Source organism: Thermocrinis ruber (assembly GCF_000512735.1).
GTDB lineage: Bacteria > Aquificota > Aquificia > Aquificales > Aquificaceae > Thermocrinis > Thermocrinis ruber.
In genome coordinates, this window is record NZ_CP007028.1 from 1,305,379 (window position 1) to 1,321,910 (window position 16,532).

Consider the following 16,532-nt stretch of genomic DNA (forward strand, 5'->3'; position numbering starts at 1 on the left):
TCTTAGTATATCACCCCCGCACGGAGTATATCGTGCATGTGTATTATGCCAATGGGTCTTTTCTCCTCATCCACCACAATGAGGACGGTTATCTTGTGGTCCTCCATTCTTCTTAGGGCTTCCGCTGCCAACTCCTCCATCCTGGCGGTTTTGGGATTTGTGGTCATGGCATCCCTAGCCAGACTGTTGTTTAGGTCCCCACCACGGTTTATGAACCTTCTGAGGTCCCCGTCGGTGATTATACCCACAAGCCTTCCCTCCTCATTTACCACCGCCACCGCCCCAAAGCCCTTGCTGGTGATCTCCACAATCACCTCTTTCATTGAATCTGCTTCTTTAACGATGGGTACCTCTTCTCCCGTATGGCAGAGCTCTTTAACGAGCTTTAGCTTCCTACCCAATGCGCCCGCGGGGTGTCTGAGGGCAAAGTCCTTCTCTGTAAAACCTCTTAGCTCCAAAAGCACCATAGCCAAGGCGTCTCCCAAAACCAGGGCTAGTGTGGTAGAGGTGGTTGGCGCTAAGTTCAAGGGGCAGGCTTCCTTGGAAACTCCCAAAAATATATGTACATCCGAGTGCTTTGCTAAGGTGGAGTTCGGGTTGTTGGTAACGGATATGAGCTTGGTACCCAAGAGCTTTATGTACGGAAGGAGTGCCAAGACCTCCGCAGACTCTCCACTTTTGGAAAAGGCCAAAACCACATCCTTACCTTCCACCACTCCCAGGTCTCCATGAAGGGCCTCTGAAGGATGAAGATAGTGGGATGGCGTACCCGTGGAGGAGAGGGTGGATGCGACCTTTTGGGCTATGTGTCCTGACTTTCCGACACCCGTGGTTATAACCTTTCCCTCACAGTTCAGGATAAGCTCAACTGCCCTAACAAAGGAATGGTCTAACCTTTCCGAAAGTTTTGAAAGCTCTCGTGCTTCCTCCTCTATTACCCTTTTAGCCTTACGGATGATCTCCTCAGGGTTCATTCACTCTTTTTCTTGTAGTTCTCTATGCCCTTTTTGATCTCATCTATAGCGAACTGCACACCCCTGAACCCTTCCACTTTTACCCACTTGCCCGGTTCCAGCTCCTTGTAGTGCTCAAAAAAGTGCTTGATCCGATCCAGCAGTGCCTTGGGTAAATCATCCACGCTCTTTATCTCGTCAAAGGTTGGGTCTATCTTTGAGTGGGGCACCGCTATAAGCTTTGTATCTACACCTTCTTCGTCCCTCATCTCCAAGCCACCTATAGGTCTGCACCTTATCACACTACCAGGTGCCACAGGATACCTTGATATTACCAAAACATCCACCGGGTCCCCATCGTCCGCCAAGGTCTGAGGAATAAAGCCGTAGTTGAAAGGATAATGCATGGCTGTAAATAAAAACCTATCCACAAAGACTGCACCCGTTTCCTTGTCCAGTTCATACTTTATAGGACTATCCTGGGGGATCTCAACGACCACGTAAATATCCTCTGGTGGGTTCTTGCCGGCGGGTATCTTCTTTATGTCCATCTTTACTCCTCCGAGAGCAATATTATACCTCAACGCAGAATTATGATATAATTTTTATACTGAGCTGGCGTAGCTCAGTGGGCAGAGCGCGGGATTTGTAATCCCGCGGGCGTGGGTTCAAGTCCCACCGCCAGCTTTAGGCTCAGGAGGGGTGGCCGAGTGGCCAAAGGCAGGGGACTGTAAATCCCCCGGGCTCCGCCCTGCGCAGGTTCGAATCCTGCCCCCTCCACTGTAGCGGGCGTAGCTCAGTGGTAGAGCAGCTGCCTTCCAAGCAGCAGGTCGCGGGTTCGAGTCCCGTCGCCCGCTCTTGTAAATAAAGAGCCCAGGTAGCTCAGCGGGCAGAGCACACCCTTGGTAAGGGTGAGGTCGCCGGTTCAAGTCCGGTCCTGGGCTTAAATTTAGGAGGTTGTAGCATGGCAAAGGAGAAGTTTGTAAGAGAGAAGGAGCACGTAAACGTAGGAACAATAGGGCACGTAGACCACGGTAAATCTACCCTAACCTCTGCCATAACTTGTGTCCTTGCCGCAGGCGTACTGCCAGGCGGTAAAGCCAAATGCATGAAATACGAAGAAATAGACAAAGCTCCAGAAGAAAAAGAAAGAGGTATCACCATCAACATAACCCACGTAGAGTATGAAAGTGCCAAAAGACACTACGCCCACATAGATTGCCCCGGACACGCTGACTACATAAAGAACATGATTACGGGCGCCGCTCAGATGGACGGTGCTATCCTCGTGGTATCCGCTGCCGACGGACCTATGCCCCAAACAAGGGAACACGTATTGCTCGCAAGACAGGTTAACGTTCCATACATCGTGGTCTTTATGAACAAGTGCGACATGGTAGATGACCCAGAACTTCTGGACCTGGTGGAGCTTGAAGTGAGAGAGCTTTTGAACAAATACGAATTTCCTGGAGACGATGTGCCAGTTATAAGAGGTTCTGCTTTGGGGGCTTTGCAGGAGCTGGAAGCAGGAAAGCCAGACAAGTGGTGCAATGCCATAGTGGAGCTTGTGAACGCTATGGATGAATACATACCCACACCTGTGAGGGAGTCAGATAAACCCTTCTTGATGCCTATAGAGGACGTCTTTAGCATCTCTGGTCGTGGAACGGTGGTGACAGGAAGGGTAGAAAGAGGAACCCTAAAGCCCGGTGAGGAGGTGGAGATTGTAGGACTTAGGGAAGAACCTCTGAAGACGGTGGCAACTTCTATAGAGATGTTCAGGAAGGTTCTTGATGAAGCACTTCCTGGAGACAACATAGGTGTGCTGTTGAGGGGAGTGGGTAAGGATGACGTAGAGAGAGGTCAGGTTTTGGCAAAGCCAGGGACAGTGAAACCTCACAGGAGGTTTAGGGCACAGGTGTATATTCTCACCAAGGAAGAGGGTGGAAGACACAGTCCGTTCTTTGTCAATTACAGGCCACAGTTTTACTTTAGGACTGCGGACGTGACAGGTGTGATAGTGAAGTTGCCTGAAGGGCAGGAGATGGTAATGCCTGGGGACAATGTGGAGCTTGAGGTGGAGTTGATAAAGCCTGTAGCTATGGAGGAAGGTTTGAGGTTCGCCATAAGGGAAGGTGGTAAGACCGTCGGTGCAGGCGTCGTTACAAAAATACTTGATTGAGGTGTGAAAAATGGCAGCAGCAAGAGAAGTTGTAGTTTTAGCATGTACTGAGTGTAAGAGGAGAAACTACTCCACCACAAAGAATAGGCAGAAGAAACCCCAAAGGTTAGAGCTTAGGAAGTACTGCAAGTGGTGCAAGAAGCATACATTACACAGAGAGGTTAAATAGGGGCACTAGCTCAACTGGCAGAGCGCGGGACTCCAAATCCCGCGGTTGGGGGTTCGAGTCCTCCGTGCCCCGTATGGAGAAAAAATGGAAAGGATAAAGAGCTTTCTGAAGTCCGTAAGGCAAGAGCTTGATAGGGTATCGTGGCCCAGCAAAGATTTAGCCGTAAAGGCAACAGTTAGTGTTATAATATTTGCCCTTGTAGTTGGTACCTACCTTTGGGTCTTAGACATTGTCTTTGTTAGAATTATTAACTTTCTACTATCTTTGAGGGGTGGCTAATGGGTGAATATAAATGGTATGCCCTGCAAGTGGAAGCGGGAAAGGAGGCTACCGCCAAGGAGAATCTTCTGAAGGTATTAGCTTTGGAAGGGCTCTCTCATAAGGTGGAGGAGGTTATAGTTCCCGCAGAGGAAAAGGTGGTCATAAAAACTATGGGAAAGGAAAAATACAGGCTCTCCCTGCGTGGCAACAATAGAGACATAAGCGTGCTTGGAAAAAAAGGTGTTACCACCTTTAGGATAGAGAACGGAGAGGTTAGGGTTTTGGAAAGTGTAGAGGGAGACTTGTGTGTAGAGGCACCTCCTATATCAAAGCCCGGGCAAAAAATAGTGTGCAAAGAGAACAAAACGGAGGCAAAGATTATCTTAGAATCCAAAATGTTCCCAGGTTATCTGCTTATAAAGGCAGATATGGATGATGCACTCTTGAGGGCAATAGAAAAGACACCACACGTCTATAGGCCTGTCTTGGTGGGCGGAAGGGTTGCCTCTTTGGATGAAAAGGAGGTGGAAAGGATCATAGCCTTTGTGAAGAAGGGCGTAAGACCTACGAGAATTCTCTTTGAGAAGGGCGACCAGGTTAGGGTCATAGAGGGACCCTTTATGAACTTTACCGGCACTGTGGAAGAGGTTCATCCAGAGAGGGAAAAGCTAACAGTTCTGATCAGCATATTTGGTAGGCTAACACCTGTTGAGTTAGATTTTTCTCAGGTGGAGAAGTTGTGATATAATGTTATATTCTCTTTGGAGGTAGGTAATGGCTAAGAAGGTAACTGCGGTTGTGGAGCTGATGTTGCCAGCTCAGCAAGCTACACCTGCACCTCCCGTTGGTCCTGCCCTTGGTCAGCACGGTGTGAACATAATGGAGTTTGTCAAGCAGTTCAACGCAGCAAGCAAGGACTTTGAGCCCGGCACTGTGGTGCCCGTCGTTATCACCATATACCAAGACAGAAGCTTCACGTTCGTTATGAAAACGCCCCCAGCTTCTTATCTTCTCAAAAAGGCGGCAAAGGTTCAAAAGGGTTCAGGAGACCCCAAAAGGCAAAAGGTAGGTAAGATCACTGTGGAACAGCTAAGAGAGATCGCTAAAATGAAGCTAAAGGATATGAACACCACAGACCTAAACGCTGCCATGAGAACCATTGCGGGCACTGCCAAAAGTATGGGTATAGAAATAGAAGGTTGGAAGGAGTGAGCTATGAAGAGGGGAAAAAGATATTTAAAGTGCCTTGAGCTCTATGACAGAAACAAACTTTACTCAGTAGAGGAAGCTGTTCAGATTTTAAAAAAGCTCCATGCAGAGTGTGGTCCAAAGTTTGACCAAACGGTGGAGCTTGCCATGAGACTCGGTGTGGACCCCAAGTACGCGGACCAGATGGTCAGAGGTTCTGTAGTCTTACCCCACGGTTTGGGTAAAGAAATTAAGGTCTTGGTTCTCGCGGAGGGTGAAGCCCAAAAGATTGCAAAGGAAGCAGGCGCAGATTATGTGGGTGGTGAGGACCTTATAAACAAAATCCTCAAAGAGGAGTGGGTAGACTACGATGTGGTTATAGCGGTTCCTGAAATTATGCCGAAGGTGGCAAAACTTGGAAAGCTCTTGGGTCCAAGGGGTTTAATGCCCAACCCCAAAACGGGCACCGTTACCACCAACGTAAAGCAGGCAATAGAAGAGGCAAAGAAGGGTAGAGTAGAGTTCAAGGTAGACAAAACTGGTAATGTGCACATGCCCATAGGGAAAATTTCCTTTGATGAGCAAAAGCTCATTGAGAACGCATACACCGCTATAGATGCAGTGGTGAAGGCAAAACCACCGGGTGCAAGAGGTCAGTATGTGAAGAGTATTACCTTGTCTGCTACCATGTCTCCGGGTGTTAAGGTGGATACCGCCCTCACCCTCAGAAAGCTTCAGGAGGTAGCCGCATGAGGAAAAGTTGGCAGGTAAAGGCGGAGCTTATCAACAGCTACAGGGATAGGCTACAGAGGGCACAGTTGGTGATCTTCTTCAACTACTCGGGTATAGATGCGTATCCTCTCACACAACTTAGGGCTGAGCTCAAAGCTATGGACGGTGAGCTTGTGGTGGGTAAAAACACCCTCTTTTACAGGGCTTTTATGGATACCGCTGTGGCAGACCATAGAGATGTGCTTGTGGGACCAACTGCCTTAGTATTTGCTTACAAGGATCCTGTGGTTATTGCTAAAAAGATCTTTGAAGTTTCAAAAGAGCTGAACAAAGAAAACCCCCTTGCCAAAATAAAGGGTGGTTTTATGGGGGGCAGGTTTTTAAGGCCACAAGAAGTACAAGCCCTCGCAGAGTTGCCCCCGAGGGAAGTATTGCTTTCCAAGCTTATGGGCACCTTGCAGGCTCCTTTGATGAACTTTATCTTAGCCCTCAAGGCTATGCCTCAAAAGCTTGTACTTACACTAAAGGCAATAGAAGAAAAGAAAAAATCTTAATAAGGAGGTATAAAGATGCCAGCACTTACCATTGACGAAATAGTAGAAGCTATAGGCAACATGACCCTTTTGGAAGTTGCCGAGCTCGTAAAGAAGCTAGAAGAGAAGTTTGGAGTATCCGCCGCCGCTGTGGTGGCAGCAGCGCCAGCAGCAGTAGCTGGAGCTCCAGCAGGTCCCGCACCTGCCGCTGAAGAAAAGACAGAGTTCACTGTGATTCTAAAGAGCGCGGGCGCTAACAAGATCAACGTGATCAAGGTAGTTAGAGAAATCACAGGACTTGGTCTCAAGGAGGCAAAGGACCTGGTGGAATCCGCACCCAAGCCTGTAAAAGAAGGTGTATCAAAGGAGGAGGCAGAAAACATAGCCAAGAAGCTCCAAGAGGCAGGAGCAGAAGTAGAGATAAAGTGAGAGTTTTTATTTCAGGGCTTTTTTGTGAGCTTGTACCCCCTTTTGTAAAGGGGGTATTTTGTTTTAAAAACACCCAAGGGGTAAAGGCATGAGAAAGAACTTAGCCCTTCCAAGGAAGTTTTTTGGCAAAAGGGAAGAACTAATCAATCCTCCTCACCTTCTTACTGTACCAAAGGAGTCCTTTGAGTCCTTCATCCAGTTTAAAAAGCCTCCTCACAAAAGGGAACCAAAGGGATTGGAGTACGTCTTCAGAACATCCTTTCCTATGAAAGATCCCGATGAGAAGATCATCATTGAGTATTTAGGATACGAGATTGGGGAGTGGGAATGCAACAGATGCGGTTACAAAGCATACTCAGACCCAACCTTTTTGGGAGGATATGATGTAGATTGTCCCAAGTGTGGTTCAAAGCTGGTATATAAGGAAAAATTCACTGAGGAAGACTGTAAGTTAAAGGGCTTCACCTACTCCGCTCCTCTGAGGGTTTTGGTAAGACTCAGAACAAAGACAAAGAAGGGAGAAAGGGTAAGCGAGCCCAGAAAGGTATACTTTGGCGAAATACCCCTTATGACCGAAAAGGGCTCTTTTATTATAAACGGTACCGAAAGGGTTGTAGTAAATCAGCTTATACGTTCTCCGGGTGTTTTCTTTGAAGAGAAGGAGGAAAGACAAAAGGAAACAACCATAGTTCGTATGCTCTATAGGGCAAGCATAATCCCAGACAAAGGCTCTCGGATAGAGTTTGAGCTTTCCAGCACCTCCGATATACTAACCGTCAGGATAGATAAGAAAAAACTAAGCGCTGGCTCATACGCTTTCAGAGCCTTTGGTTTGGAAACTGCCTACCAAATTCTAAAAGCCTTCTACCCAGAGACAAAGGGATTCTTTGTTAGAGGGGGAAGCCTCTTTGAAGAAACAACCGGTGAGGAGTATAAACCCGAAGATTTAGAGGGTCATTACATCTTTGCCATACTCAGATACAGGGGTATCTTGGAAGGTAAAGGGGTAGAGGAAGAGTTCATAGAGGAAAGATACATAGAAAGCGTGGAAATCTTAGAAAGACTACTAAAAGACGACAGAATTCAGATAGACCATGTGTGTGCAGTGCCTCGGGAAAGTGTAATAAAGAGCCCCTATGAGAAATACATCGTAGAAACGCTCATAGCGGAATGTATGCCAAGGGATCAGGGAATGAGCCAGATAAGACTGCCTTCCAAGTTCAGACTTTCAGACATAGCGCTGATAGATATATACAAGAAACTGCGGGCAGTAGAGCCCATGATTATGGAACTGGAGCACCTCGTAAGTAGGGCAAGGACCCACTTTGAGCTCTACTTCAAAGATATCACCCGCTATGACCTATCTAAGGTTGGTAGGGTAAAGCTCAACGCAAAGGTTCATAAGGTCCCCAAGGTTCTGAAGCCCGCAGATTTGGAAAGGTTAAGCTCCCTTCCACCTTTGGCGGTGATTTTGGAAGACGGAAGGGAAGTTCCCGCTACTGAGGAACTTCTTAAAGAACTCTTTAAAGAGAAGACGGAAGTTAGAGTAAAGGATTACACGGAGGGAGAGGCAAGGTTCCTGAATGCTCTAGACCTTATCAATGTGGTCAAATATCTCATAGACCTTAAACGTGGAAGGCAGAAAAAGGATGATATTGCTTACCTTGGTAACAGAAGGGTGCGGGCAGTAGGCGAGCTCATAGAAAACCAGTGCAGAATAGGTATCGCCCGTATGGAAAAGTACTTCAGGGACCGTTGTACGGTGGTCAGCCCAGAGGACCCCAACCTTAAGCCCCAAGACCTTTTACAACCGAGGTATTTGACCGCTGTTATTTACGACTTTCTGAAGGGTGGAACCCTATCCCAATACTTAGACAACACAAACCCGCTCTCTGCTACCACCCACAAAAGAAGGCTCTCTGCACTAGGTCCCGGTGGTCTTACCCGAGAGAGCGCTAAGTTTGAAATAAGGGACGTCCACCCCTCCCACTACGGAAGGATCTGTCCCATTGAAACACCCGAAGGCCAAAACATAGGTTTGGTAACTTCTTTGACCGTGTATGCCCAGCTCAACGAATATGGCTTTATCATCACTCCATACAGAAAGGTGGAGAACGGAAAGGTAACAGACAAAGTGGAATACTTGGCTGCTTACGAAGAGGAGAACTTTGTAATAGCCCAATATACTCCGTACGCAGAGGATGGTACCCTTCTGGCAGACAGAGTTTATGCGAGGTATAAAAACGACATTCAAATAGTACGTCCGGAGCAAGTCCATTACATGGATGTCTCTCCAAGGCAGGTGGTTTCTGTGTCTGCCTCTTTGATTCCCTTCCTTGAGCATGACGACGCAAACCGTGCCCTGATGGGCTCCAACATGCAAAGACAAGCGGTGCCCTTGATATTCACCCAGGCACCCTTGGTGGGCACCGGTATGGAAAAGATCGTAGCCCGGGACAGCGGTGCGGTAGTGATTGCAAAGAGGGGTGGTGTGGTGGAAGAGGTGGATAGCAAGAGGATCGTCGTAAGGGTAAATCCAGATGAAATTGACTTCAAAGACCCCACAGACATTGGCATAGACATATACGAGCTTGAAAAGTTTAAGAGGACCAATCAAAATACCTGTATAAATCAAAGACCCTTGGTAGTAAAGGGACAGAAGGTAAAGAAGGGAGATATTTTGGCAGATGGTCAATCTACCTACAAGGGAGAACTAGCCCTTGGAAAGGATGTGCTGGTTGCCTTCATGCCGTGGAGAGGTTACAACTTTGAAGACGCTATCGTTATCTCTGAACGCCTGGTAAAGGATGATGTGTATACGTCCATCCACATTGAAGAGTTGGAAGTGGAAGCAAGGGAAACCAAGCTGGGTTATGAAGAGATAACTCGTTCCATACCTGGAGTGCCAGAGAGGGCTCTTGCCCACTTGGATGAGTTTGGCATAGTAAAGATAGGCACCTACGTTAAGCCCGGAGATATACTGGTTGGAAAGGTAACTCCCAAGGGCGAGAGCCAACTCACTCCAGAGGAAAAGCTGTTGCAGGCCATCTTTGGAGAAAAATCTAGAGATGTAAAAGATACATCCTTGAGATGTCCGCCTGGTGTTGAGGGTGTTGTGGTGGATGTTAAGGTCTTTGCCAGAAAGTTAGGAGAGAAGAGAAATTATCTGGCGGAGCATGTGGAAAGGCAGGAAAGGGAAGAGCTCTTAGCGGACCTAGAAAGAAAGAAAAGGTTGATCGTGGAAGGCAGGAATGCCTTCGTTAAAAGCTTGGTGCTTGGGAGGACCTTAGACAAGGAGATCGTCATAAAGAAAAAGACCTATCCCGCAGGCACTGTCATTGACGAGCAAACTTTTAATGCTCTCCTTAACTACATAATCACCAAGCCTGAAAACTTGTTTGACGACCCAGAACTGTGCGAGAAGATAAGGGAAGTTAGAGATAGGACAAAGGCGCAGGTGGATATGCTCACCAAGATCTACGAGGAAAAGCTTGAAGCCATAGGCAAAAAGAGCGAACTGCCTCAGGGAGTTATCACCTTAGTTAAGGTGTATATAGCCCAAAAGAGAAAGATCAAAGTGGGCGATAAAATGGCAGGAAGACACGGAAACAAGGGTGTGATCTCGGTAGTTCTGCCAGTGGAGGATATGCCCTTCCTAGAGGATGGTACTCCCGTGGATATAGTTCTGAACCCCTTGGGCGTTCCATCTCGTATGAACGTAGGTCAAATACTAGAAACCCACCTTGGCTGGGCATGTAAAGAACTTGGCAAGAAATTGGGAGAGCTCCTCAAAAACATGGCAGATAGGCAAGAGATAATCAACTTCCTAAAAGAGATCTACAGCGTGGGAGACACACCCGACGGACAAAACCAAAAGGCTATAGAAGAATTCCTGAACTCTCTCTCTGATGAGGAGTTCAAAGAGGTGATAAAGGAATATGCAAGGATGGGTATTCCTATGGCGACGCCTGCTTTTGAAGGAGCATCGGAGGAGCACATAAAACAGCTCTTAAGGATGGCTGGTTTGCCGGAGGATGGAAAGACAGTTCTTTACGATGGCAGGACGGGAGAGCCCTTTGACATGAGGGTAACCGTTGGATACATGCACATGCTAAAACTCATCCACATGGTGGACGATAAGATCCACGCAAGGAGCACAGGACCTTATTCCTTGGTTACCCAACAGCCCCTCGGAGGAAGGGCACAGTTTGGTGGTCAAAGACTTGGAGAGATGGAAGTTTGGGCTCTGGAAGCCCACGGTGCTGCATACACTCTCCAGGAAATGCTAACGGTCAAGTCCGACGACATTGAAGGAAGAACGAAGGTCTATGAATCCATAGTGAAAGGTAAGTACATGTATTCTCCCGGAATACCAGAATCCTTCAGGGTGCTTGTAAGGGAGCTAAAAGCTTTAGGTCTTGATGTTAAGTGTGAAAACGGGGCAGAAATGCCCTGCGATAAAGTAGAAAAGCCGGAGGAAGAGCAATGAGGAAGGGTCTTTTACCTTTTGAAAGAATAAAGCTTATGCTTGCCTCCCCAGAGGAGATCAGAAGCTGGAGCTATGGGGAGGTCAAAAAACCCGAAACCATAAACTACAGAACCCACAAGCCCGAGAAGGACGGGCTTTTCTGCGCCAAGATCTTTGGACCCATAAAGGACTATGAATGTCTGTGTGGTAAATACAGAGGAAAAAGGTATGAAGGTACCATCTGTGATAGGTGTGGAGTGGAGGTCACTAGATCCTACGTGCGTAGGCAGAGGTTTGGGCATATTGAACTTGCCGCTCCCGTTGTTCACATATGGTTCCTAAAGAGTACCCCCTCCAAGATTGGAACCCTTTTGGGTCTTTCCACCAGAGATGTGGAACGGGTTACCTACTTTGAATCCTATTTGGTCATAGAATATCCGAGCGAAGAGGAACGGGAAGCCTTTGAGCAAGCGGAGGACACCATTCCCATAAAGGACGATATGGGCAACACGGTCTTTGTCCGCCTGCACGTGGTGGATGAGGACACCTACCTTTCTCAGTATGCGGGCAACTTGGAACACAAGTACGAAGGCGGTATGGGTGCGGAAATGATCAAAAGGGTCCTCTCCGCCTTGGACCTGGAGGCTTACGCCAAAAAACTAAGAGAAGAAGTCAAGCCCTACAGCCTCTCCTTTGAGGACATGGGCGAAGAGTTGGAGGTTAAGTATAAAAAGCTCTATCACAAGATGGTTAAAACGGTGGCGGACAACTTCCGACTCTATGGTTTGAACCTCTCCCTGCCAGAGGGTATGACCTTAGAGCAAGCCCTCCTGGGTATCTTTAACGAAGAGCTTTACCTGAACCCGCAAACGGGAGAGGTCTCTTCCCAAGACTGTGAAGGTTGTCTTACTGGAAGGGAGGCCATTCAAAGGTTTTACGAAGTGCAAAGGGAAAAGAAAAAAGACATACCCGTCTTTGAAAAGATTAAGGAAGATATAAGAAGCTTGGTGGTGCGGGAGCTTTCTGAGAGCAAGATAAAGAAACAGCTGAAGGTTCTGAAACTCGTAGAGGGCTTTATAAAAAGTGGAAACAAGCCTGAGTGGATGGTTTTGGAGGTTCTGCCCGTCTTACCCCCAGAGCTCAGACCTTTGGTAGCCTTGGATGGTGGCAGGTTTGCCTCCTCGGACCTCAACGACCTGTACAGAAGGATCATAAACAGGAACAACAGGCTAAAGAGGCTCATAGAGCTTGATGCACCGGAGATCATAATAAGGAACGAAAAGAGGATGCTCCAAGAAGTGGTAAACGCACTCATTGACAATGGAAAGAGTGGCAGAACGATCACCCAAAACGGAAGAGCCTTAAAGTCTTTGGCAGATTACCTAAAGGGTAAGCAAGGTAGGTTCAGACAGAACCTCTTAGGGAAAAGGGTGGACTACTCAGGAAGAAGTGTGATCGTGGTGGGTCCAGAGCTCAAGATGCACCAGTGCGGACTACCACGGATCATGGCCTTGGAACTCTTTAAGCCCTTTGTTTATAGGCGTTTGGAGGAAAAGGGTTATGCTACATCCATAAAAAGCGCCAAAAAGCTGGTAGAAAATCAAACTCCCGAAGCTTGGGAGTGCCTGGAAGAAGTGGTAAAGCAACATCCAGTGCTTTTGAACAGGGCACCCACCCTTCACAGAATGTCCATACAGGCCTTTGAACCCATCTTGGTAGATGGTAAAGCGATCCAACTGCATCCCTTAGTTTGTCCGCCCTTTAACGCAGACTTTGACGGGGACCAAATGGCAGTCCACGTCCCCCTTGGCATACACGCTCAGTTGGAAGCATACATCCTTATGCTCTCCACCCAGAACATCCTCTCCCCAGCCCACGGAAAACCCATAACCCTGCCCTCTCAGGATATAGTCTTGGGTGTGTATTACATCACGCAAGAGGTTAAAGGTGCTAAGGGTGAAGGAAAGCTCTTCTTTAACAGAAAGCAAGTGCTTTTGGCTTTGGAGAATGGTGTGGTTGATATTCATGCACCCATAAAGCTCGTAGAAAAAGGCAAGGTGATAGAAACCACTCCCGGTAGGGTCCTCTTGAACAGCATACTGCCCGAGGACTTCCCCTTCGTCAATGAGGTGATTGATAAGAAGGGTATATCAAAGTTGGTTTCTAAGGTTTACGAAAAATACGGTGTGGAGAGAACTGCCCAATTCTTGGATGACCTAAAAGACCTTGGCTTCAAGATGGCAACAAAGGCTGCTGTATCCATTGGTATAGAGGATCTGAAGGTACCTCAAGTTAAAGGAGAAATCCTAAAAGAAGGTTTTGAAAAGACCGACGAAATCACAGAACAACACAGGAGAGGTCTAATAACTGCCAAGGAAAGATACAACAGGATCATCGATGTTTGGTCCGATATAACAGACAGAGTTTCTCGGGCTATGTTTGAGGAAATAGAGAAGTCTCCAAGACAGGAGAGAGACAAGGTCTATCCTGGCACCTTTAACCCCATATATATGATGGCGAACTCGGGTGCGAGAGGTAACAGAGACCAGATCAGACAGCTGGCTGCGATGAGAGGATTGATGGCAAAGCACACGGGTGAGTTCATAGAAACACCGATAACCTCCAACTTTAGAGAAGGTCTATCGGTTCTTGAGTACTTTATATCCACCTACGGTGCAAGGAAAGGTCTTGCGGACACCGCTCTGAAAACCGCCTTTGCTGGATACCTAACCAGAAGGTTAGTGGACGTAGCCCAAGACATCCTTATAACCCAAAAGGACTGTGGAACCACAAAGGGTATAGAAATGACCCCCATAGTGGAAGGAGGAGAGGAAAAGGTGCCCCTAAAGGATAGGATCATAGGCAGGACCTTGGCGGAGGATGTGATAGACCCATACACGGGAGAGGTTATAGCCCAAAGAAACACCATAATAGACCCAGAATTGGCAGACAAAATAGTGCATAGAGGTATAGAAAAGGTTATGGTTAGGTCCCCACTCACCTGCGAGGCGGAGTTCGGCGTGTGCGCCATGTGCTACGGTTGGGACCTTTCACAGCGCAAGCTAGTGGATGTGGGCGAAGCGGTTGGTATAATCGCAGCTCAATCCATCGGTGAGCCGGGAACTCAGCTAACAATGAGAACCTTCCACATAGGTGGTGCTGCTATCGCAGAAAGGGCAAAGGGAGAACTTCTTAACGAAACGGAAGGCTACGTTAAGTTTTACAACATCAAGCTAATCACCAACAGGGAAGGCAAGAAGATAAACATATCAAAGGATGGCGCCATAGGAATTGTAGATAAAGAGGGAAGAATGATAGAAAGACACGCGGTGCCCTATTCTGCGGAGATAAAGGTAAATGAGGGAGACTTTGTAAAGGAAAATACCCTCCTGGCAGAGTGGGACCCCTTCAACACCTACATAATCTCAGAGGTAGCTGGTAAAGTAGAACTAAAGGACATAGCCTTGGACATTACGGTCAAAGAAGAGAGAGACCCATTGACAGGAAAGACATCCACTGTTGTGGCCTTTACCAGACCTAAGGATGCTATGCTACACACTCCAAGGATAGTAGTCCTGACAGAAGATGGAAGGGAAGTGGTTTACGACCTGCCAGTTAACTCCATAATAAGCATACCCTCCGAAAACATAAGCACAGAGTGGCATCTGTGTCCTACATGTAGTGAATCGGAGGGAATGGAGATACAACATAGGTTCTATGTGGTAAAGGATCTCTATGTCCAGCCCGGAGATGTACTGGCAAGGATTCCCAAGGAGATGGCAAAGGTAAGGGACATTGTGGGTGGTCTGCCTCGTGTAGAAGAGCTCTTTGAAGCAAGGCGTCCTAAGAATCCAGCCATCCTGTCTGAGATAGATGGTATTGTTAGAATATACGAGGATGCAGACGATGTAATCCTCTTCAATCCAAGAACTGGAGAAACAAGAAAATACAACATCAGAAAGGATGAATACATCTTGGTAAAACACGGGCAGTATATCCAGAAGGGTACCAAGATCACCGACAGGATAGAAGCGGAAATAGACGGACAAGTGAGGATAAAAGGAAAAGGCTATAAGGTAGTGGTCTATAACAAGGAAACAGGCTTGCAGAGGGAATACTTTGTGCCAAAAGGTAAGCACCTTCAAGTCAGGGACGGAGACAAGGTCAACGCGGGAGATCCTCTAACGGATGGAATTCCGGATCCTCACGAAATACTGAGGATAAAGGGAGTGGCAGAATTGCAGAAGTTCCTCCTAAAAGAAGTACAGATGGTTTATAGACTGCAGGGCGTGGATATAAACGACAAACACTTTGAGATCATCATAAGGCAAATGCTCAGGAAGAGAAGGGTAGTAGATCCAGGCGACAGCAGGTTCCTTATAAACGAAGAGGTGGATATTGAAGAGTTTAAAGAAGAGATAAAGAGAATACAAGAAGAAGGAGGAAAGATACCCAAGGTAGAGCCTGTTCTTGTGGGTATTTCAAAGGCTGCGCTGAGCTCCAGCAGTTGGATCTCTGCAGCTTCGTTCCAAGAAACCACAAAGGTGCTTACGGACGCAGCCTGCGAGGGAAGGGTGGACGAACTGAGAGGTATAAAGGAAAACGTGATCATAGGAAACATAATTCCTGCGGGAACTGGGCACGGAGAATATAGCATGGTTGAGGTGGAAGAGGTGAAAGTTAAAAAAGATGTGGTATAATTAATAGCTTGCTTAAGGAGGTTGAGATGCCGACCTTTAATCAGCTTGTAAAGTACGGAAGGGAAAAGAAGAAGAAAAAGAGCAAGGCGCCTGCCCTACAGGGCAACCCTCAAAAGAGGGGTATATGCGTTAGGGTATATACAGTGACTCCTAAGAAGCCAAACTCTGCCCTCAGAAAGGTTGCAAGGGTTAGGCTCTCCAACGGCATAGAGGTTACCGCCTACATCCCAGGAGAAGGGCACAACCTTCAGGAGCACTCCATAGTGTTAGTAAGAGGCGGTAGGGTTAAGGACCTTCCGGGTGTTAGATACAAAATAATAAGAGGAGCCTTGGATGCGGCAGGCGTTGCCAACAGAAGACAGTCAAGGTCCAAATATGGCACCAAGAGACCAAAGCAACAAGTTCAAACGGGAGGTAAGAAGTAATGCCTAGAAAGGGTCCAGTAAAACCAAGGGAAATTCCACCAGATCCTAAATACGGCGACGTGTTAGTGCATAAGCTCATAAACAAGGTTATGAAGGATGGTAAAAAAAGTGTGGCGGAGTGGATCGTATATACCGCCTTAGAGGAGGCGGCAAAGGAAGCAAAAATGTCCCCTGTGGAGCTTCTTCATAAGGTGGTTGAAAACCTAAAGCCTGAGTATGAAGTTAGACCGAGAAGGGTAGGAGGTGCTACCTATCAGGTGCCCATAGAGGTTCCACCAAGGAGGCAGATTAGTTTAGCCATAAAATGGCTCGTGGAAGCGGCAAGGGAAAGGCCAAGGCACAGGGGTAGCTACACGATGATAGAGAGATTGAAGGCGGAGCTGTTGGATGCTCTGGAAGGTAAAGGTGGTGCCATAAAGAAGAAGGAAGAAACCCATAGAATGGCAGAGGCTAATAAAGTCTTTGCTCACTTTAGATGGTAAGGAGGATAAC

The 16,532-nt window shown here is 47.4% G+C and carries 14 protein-coding genes and 5 tRNA genes; 17 read left to right on the forward strand and 2 right to left on the reverse strand.

Annotated elements, in window-relative coordinates:
• Positions 1-2 precede the first annotated feature (2 nt).
• Positions 3-974: a KpsF/GutQ family sugar-phosphate isomerase gene (locus THERU_RS07015; protein ID WP_025306571.1), complete on the reverse strand. Its 972-nt coding sequence runs from the start codon at positions 972-974 to the stop codon at positions 3-5.
• Complete coding sequence (gene ppa, locus THERU_RS07020) at positions 971-1,504, reverse strand: inorganic diphosphatase (RefSeq protein ID WP_025306572.1); 534 nt, start codon at positions 1,502-1,504, stop codon at positions 971-973. The genes THERU_RS07015 and ppa overlap by 4 nt, the downstream gene beginning before the upstream one ends.
• Before the next feature lie 63 nt (positions 1,505-1,567).
• Here ppa and THERU_RS07025 point away from each other — a divergent pair.
• The 17 genes from THERU_RS07025 to rpsG all read left to right on the forward strand — a co-directional run bounded on the left by THERU_RS07025 (position 1,568) and on the right by rpsG (position 16,522).
• Positions 1,568-1,640: transfer RNA gene (locus tag THERU_RS07025), tRNA-Thr, on the forward strand.
• Positions 1,641-1,649: 9 nt separating this feature from the next.
• Positions 1,650-1,733: transfer RNA gene (locus THERU_RS07030), tRNA-Tyr, on the forward strand.
• Between the two features lie 5 nt (positions 1,734-1,738).
• Positions 1,739-1,810 (forward strand) — tRNA-Gly (locus tag THERU_RS07035).
• 14 nt (positions 1,811-1,824) lie between these two features.
• A tRNA-Thr gene (locus THERU_RS07040) sits at positions 1,825-1,897 on the forward strand.
• 20 nt (positions 1,898-1,917) lie between these two features.
• Entirely contained in the window at positions 1,918-3,135 is a 1,218-nt protein-coding gene (tuf, locus tag THERU_RS07045; RefSeq protein ID WP_025306573.1) for an elongation factor Tu, read from the forward strand.
• 10 nt (positions 3,136-3,145) lie between these two features.
• Positions 3,146-3,304 (forward strand): 50S ribosomal protein L33, encoded by a 159-nt coding sequence (gene rpmG / locus THERU_RS07050; protein ID WP_025306574.1) that lies wholly within the window; start codon positions 3,146-3,148, stop codon positions 3,302-3,304.
• A tRNA-Trp gene (locus tag THERU_RS07055) sits at positions 3,304-3,376 on the forward strand. The genes rpmG and THERU_RS07055 overlap by 1 nt, the downstream gene beginning before the upstream one ends.
• 12 nt (positions 3,377-3,388) lie before the next feature.
• On the forward strand, positions 3,389-3,583 hold the full coding sequence (gene secE, locus THERU_RS07060) for a preprotein translocase subunit SecE (protein ID WP_025306575.1): 195 nt from the start codon (positions 3,389-3,391) through the stop codon (positions 3,581-3,583).
• Complete coding sequence (gene nusG / locus THERU_RS07065; protein WP_025306576.1) at positions 3,583-4,308, forward strand: transcription termination/antitermination protein NusG; 726 nt, start codon at positions 3,583-3,585, stop codon at positions 4,306-4,308. Before secE ends, nusG begins: the two co-directional genes overlap by 1 nt.
• A gap of 31 nt (positions 4,309-4,339) precedes the next feature.
• Positions 4,340-4,777 carry a 50S ribosomal protein L11 gene (rplK, locus tag THERU_RS07070; RefSeq protein WP_025306577.1) on the forward strand — a complete coding sequence of 146 codons (438 nt, stop codon included), beginning with the start codon at positions 4,340-4,342 and terminating at the stop codon, positions 4,775-4,777.
• A 3-nt stretch (positions 4,778-4,780) separates the two neighbouring features.
• Complete coding sequence (gene rplA, locus THERU_RS07075) at positions 4,781-5,506, forward strand: 50S ribosomal protein L1 (protein ID WP_025306578.1); 726 nt, start codon at positions 4,781-4,783, stop codon at positions 5,504-5,506.
• Positions 5,503-6,039, forward strand: a complete 537-nt coding sequence (gene rplJ, locus THERU_RS07080) for a 50S ribosomal protein L10 (protein ID WP_025306579.1) — start codon at positions 5,503-5,505, stop codon at positions 6,037-6,039. Before rplA ends, rplJ begins: the two co-directional genes overlap by 4 nt.
• Positions 6,040-6,054: 15 nt before the next feature.
• Entirely contained in the window at positions 6,055-6,447 is a 393-nt protein-coding gene (gene rplL, locus THERU_RS07085; RefSeq protein WP_025306580.1) for a 50S ribosomal protein L7/L12, read from the forward strand.
• An 88-nt stretch (positions 6,448-6,535) separates the two neighbouring features.
• On the forward strand, positions 6,536-10,936 hold the full coding sequence (gene rpoB / locus THERU_RS07090) for a DNA-directed RNA polymerase subunit beta (protein WP_025306581.1): 4,401 nt from the start codon (positions 6,536-6,538) through the stop codon (positions 10,934-10,936).
• Positions 10,933-15,615, forward strand: a complete 4,683-nt coding sequence (gene rpoC / locus THERU_RS07095) for a DNA-directed RNA polymerase subunit beta' (protein ID WP_025306582.1) — start codon at positions 10,933-10,935, stop codon at positions 15,613-15,615. The genes rpoB and rpoC overlap by 4 nt, the downstream gene beginning before the upstream one ends.
• Before the next feature lie 26 nt (positions 15,616-15,641).
• Positions 15,642-16,040: a 30S ribosomal protein S12 gene (gene rpsL, locus THERU_RS07100; RefSeq protein ID WP_025306583.1), complete on the forward strand. Its 399-nt coding sequence runs from the start codon at positions 15,642-15,644 to the stop codon at positions 16,038-16,040.
• Entirely contained in the window at positions 16,040-16,522 is a 483-nt protein-coding gene (gene rpsG / locus THERU_RS07105; RefSeq protein ID WP_025306584.1) for a 30S ribosomal protein S7, read from the forward strand. Before rpsL ends, rpsG begins: the two co-directional genes overlap by 1 nt.
• The last annotated feature ends 10 nt before the right edge of the window (positions 16,523-16,532 follow it).

Bases quoted from the DNA above. Each gene is read 5' to 3' on its own strand.
- rpsG (WP_025306584.1), top strand. From the start codon at position 16,040: ATGCCTAGAAAGGGTCCAGTAAAACCAAGGGAAATTCCACCAGATCCT.
- THERU_RS07015 (WP_025306571.1), bottom strand. From the start codon at position 974: ATGAACCCTGAGGAGATCATCCGTAAGGCTAAAAGGGTAATAGAGGAG.
- ppa (WP_025306572.1), bottom strand. From the start codon at position 1,504: ATGGACATAAAGAAGATACCCGCCGGCAAGAACCCACCAGAGGATATT.
- rplA (WP_025306578.1), top strand. From the start codon at position 4,781: ATGAAGAGGGGAAAAAGATATTTAAAGTGCCTTGAGCTCTATGACAGA.
- secE (WP_025306575.1), top strand. From the start codon at position 3,389: ATGGAAAGGATAAAGAGCTTTCTGAAGTCCGTAAGGCAAGAGCTTGAT.
- rpoB (WP_025306581.1), top strand. From the start codon at position 6,536: ATGAGAAAGAACTTAGCCCTTCCAAGGAAGTTTTTTGGCAAAAGGGAA.
- nusG (WP_025306576.1), top strand. From the start codon at position 3,583: ATGGGTGAATATAAATGGTATGCCCTGCAAGTGGAAGCGGGAAAGGAG.
- rpoC (WP_025306582.1), top strand. From the start codon at position 10,933: ATGAGGAAGGGTCTTTTACCTTTTGAAAGAATAAAGCTTATGCTTGCC.
- tuf (WP_025306573.1), top strand. From the start codon at position 1,918: ATGGCAAAGGAGAAGTTTGTAAGAGAGAAGGAGCACGTAAACGTAGGA.
- rplK (WP_025306577.1), top strand. From the start codon at position 4,340: ATGGCTAAGAAGGTAACTGCGGTTGTGGAGCTGATGTTGCCAGCTCAG.
- rplL (WP_025306580.1), top strand. From the start codon at position 6,055: ATGCCAGCACTTACCATTGACGAAATAGTAGAAGCTATAGGCAACATG.
- rpsL (WP_025306583.1), top strand. From the start codon at position 15,642: ATGCCGACCTTTAATCAGCTTGTAAAGTACGGAAGGGAAAAGAAGAAG.
- rplJ (WP_025306579.1), top strand. From the start codon at position 5,503: ATGAGGAAAAGTTGGCAGGTAAAGGCGGAGCTTATCAACAGCTACAGG.
- rpmG (WP_025306574.1), top strand. From the start codon at position 3,146: ATGGCAGCAGCAAGAGAAGTTGTAGTTTTAGCATGTACTGAGTGTAAG.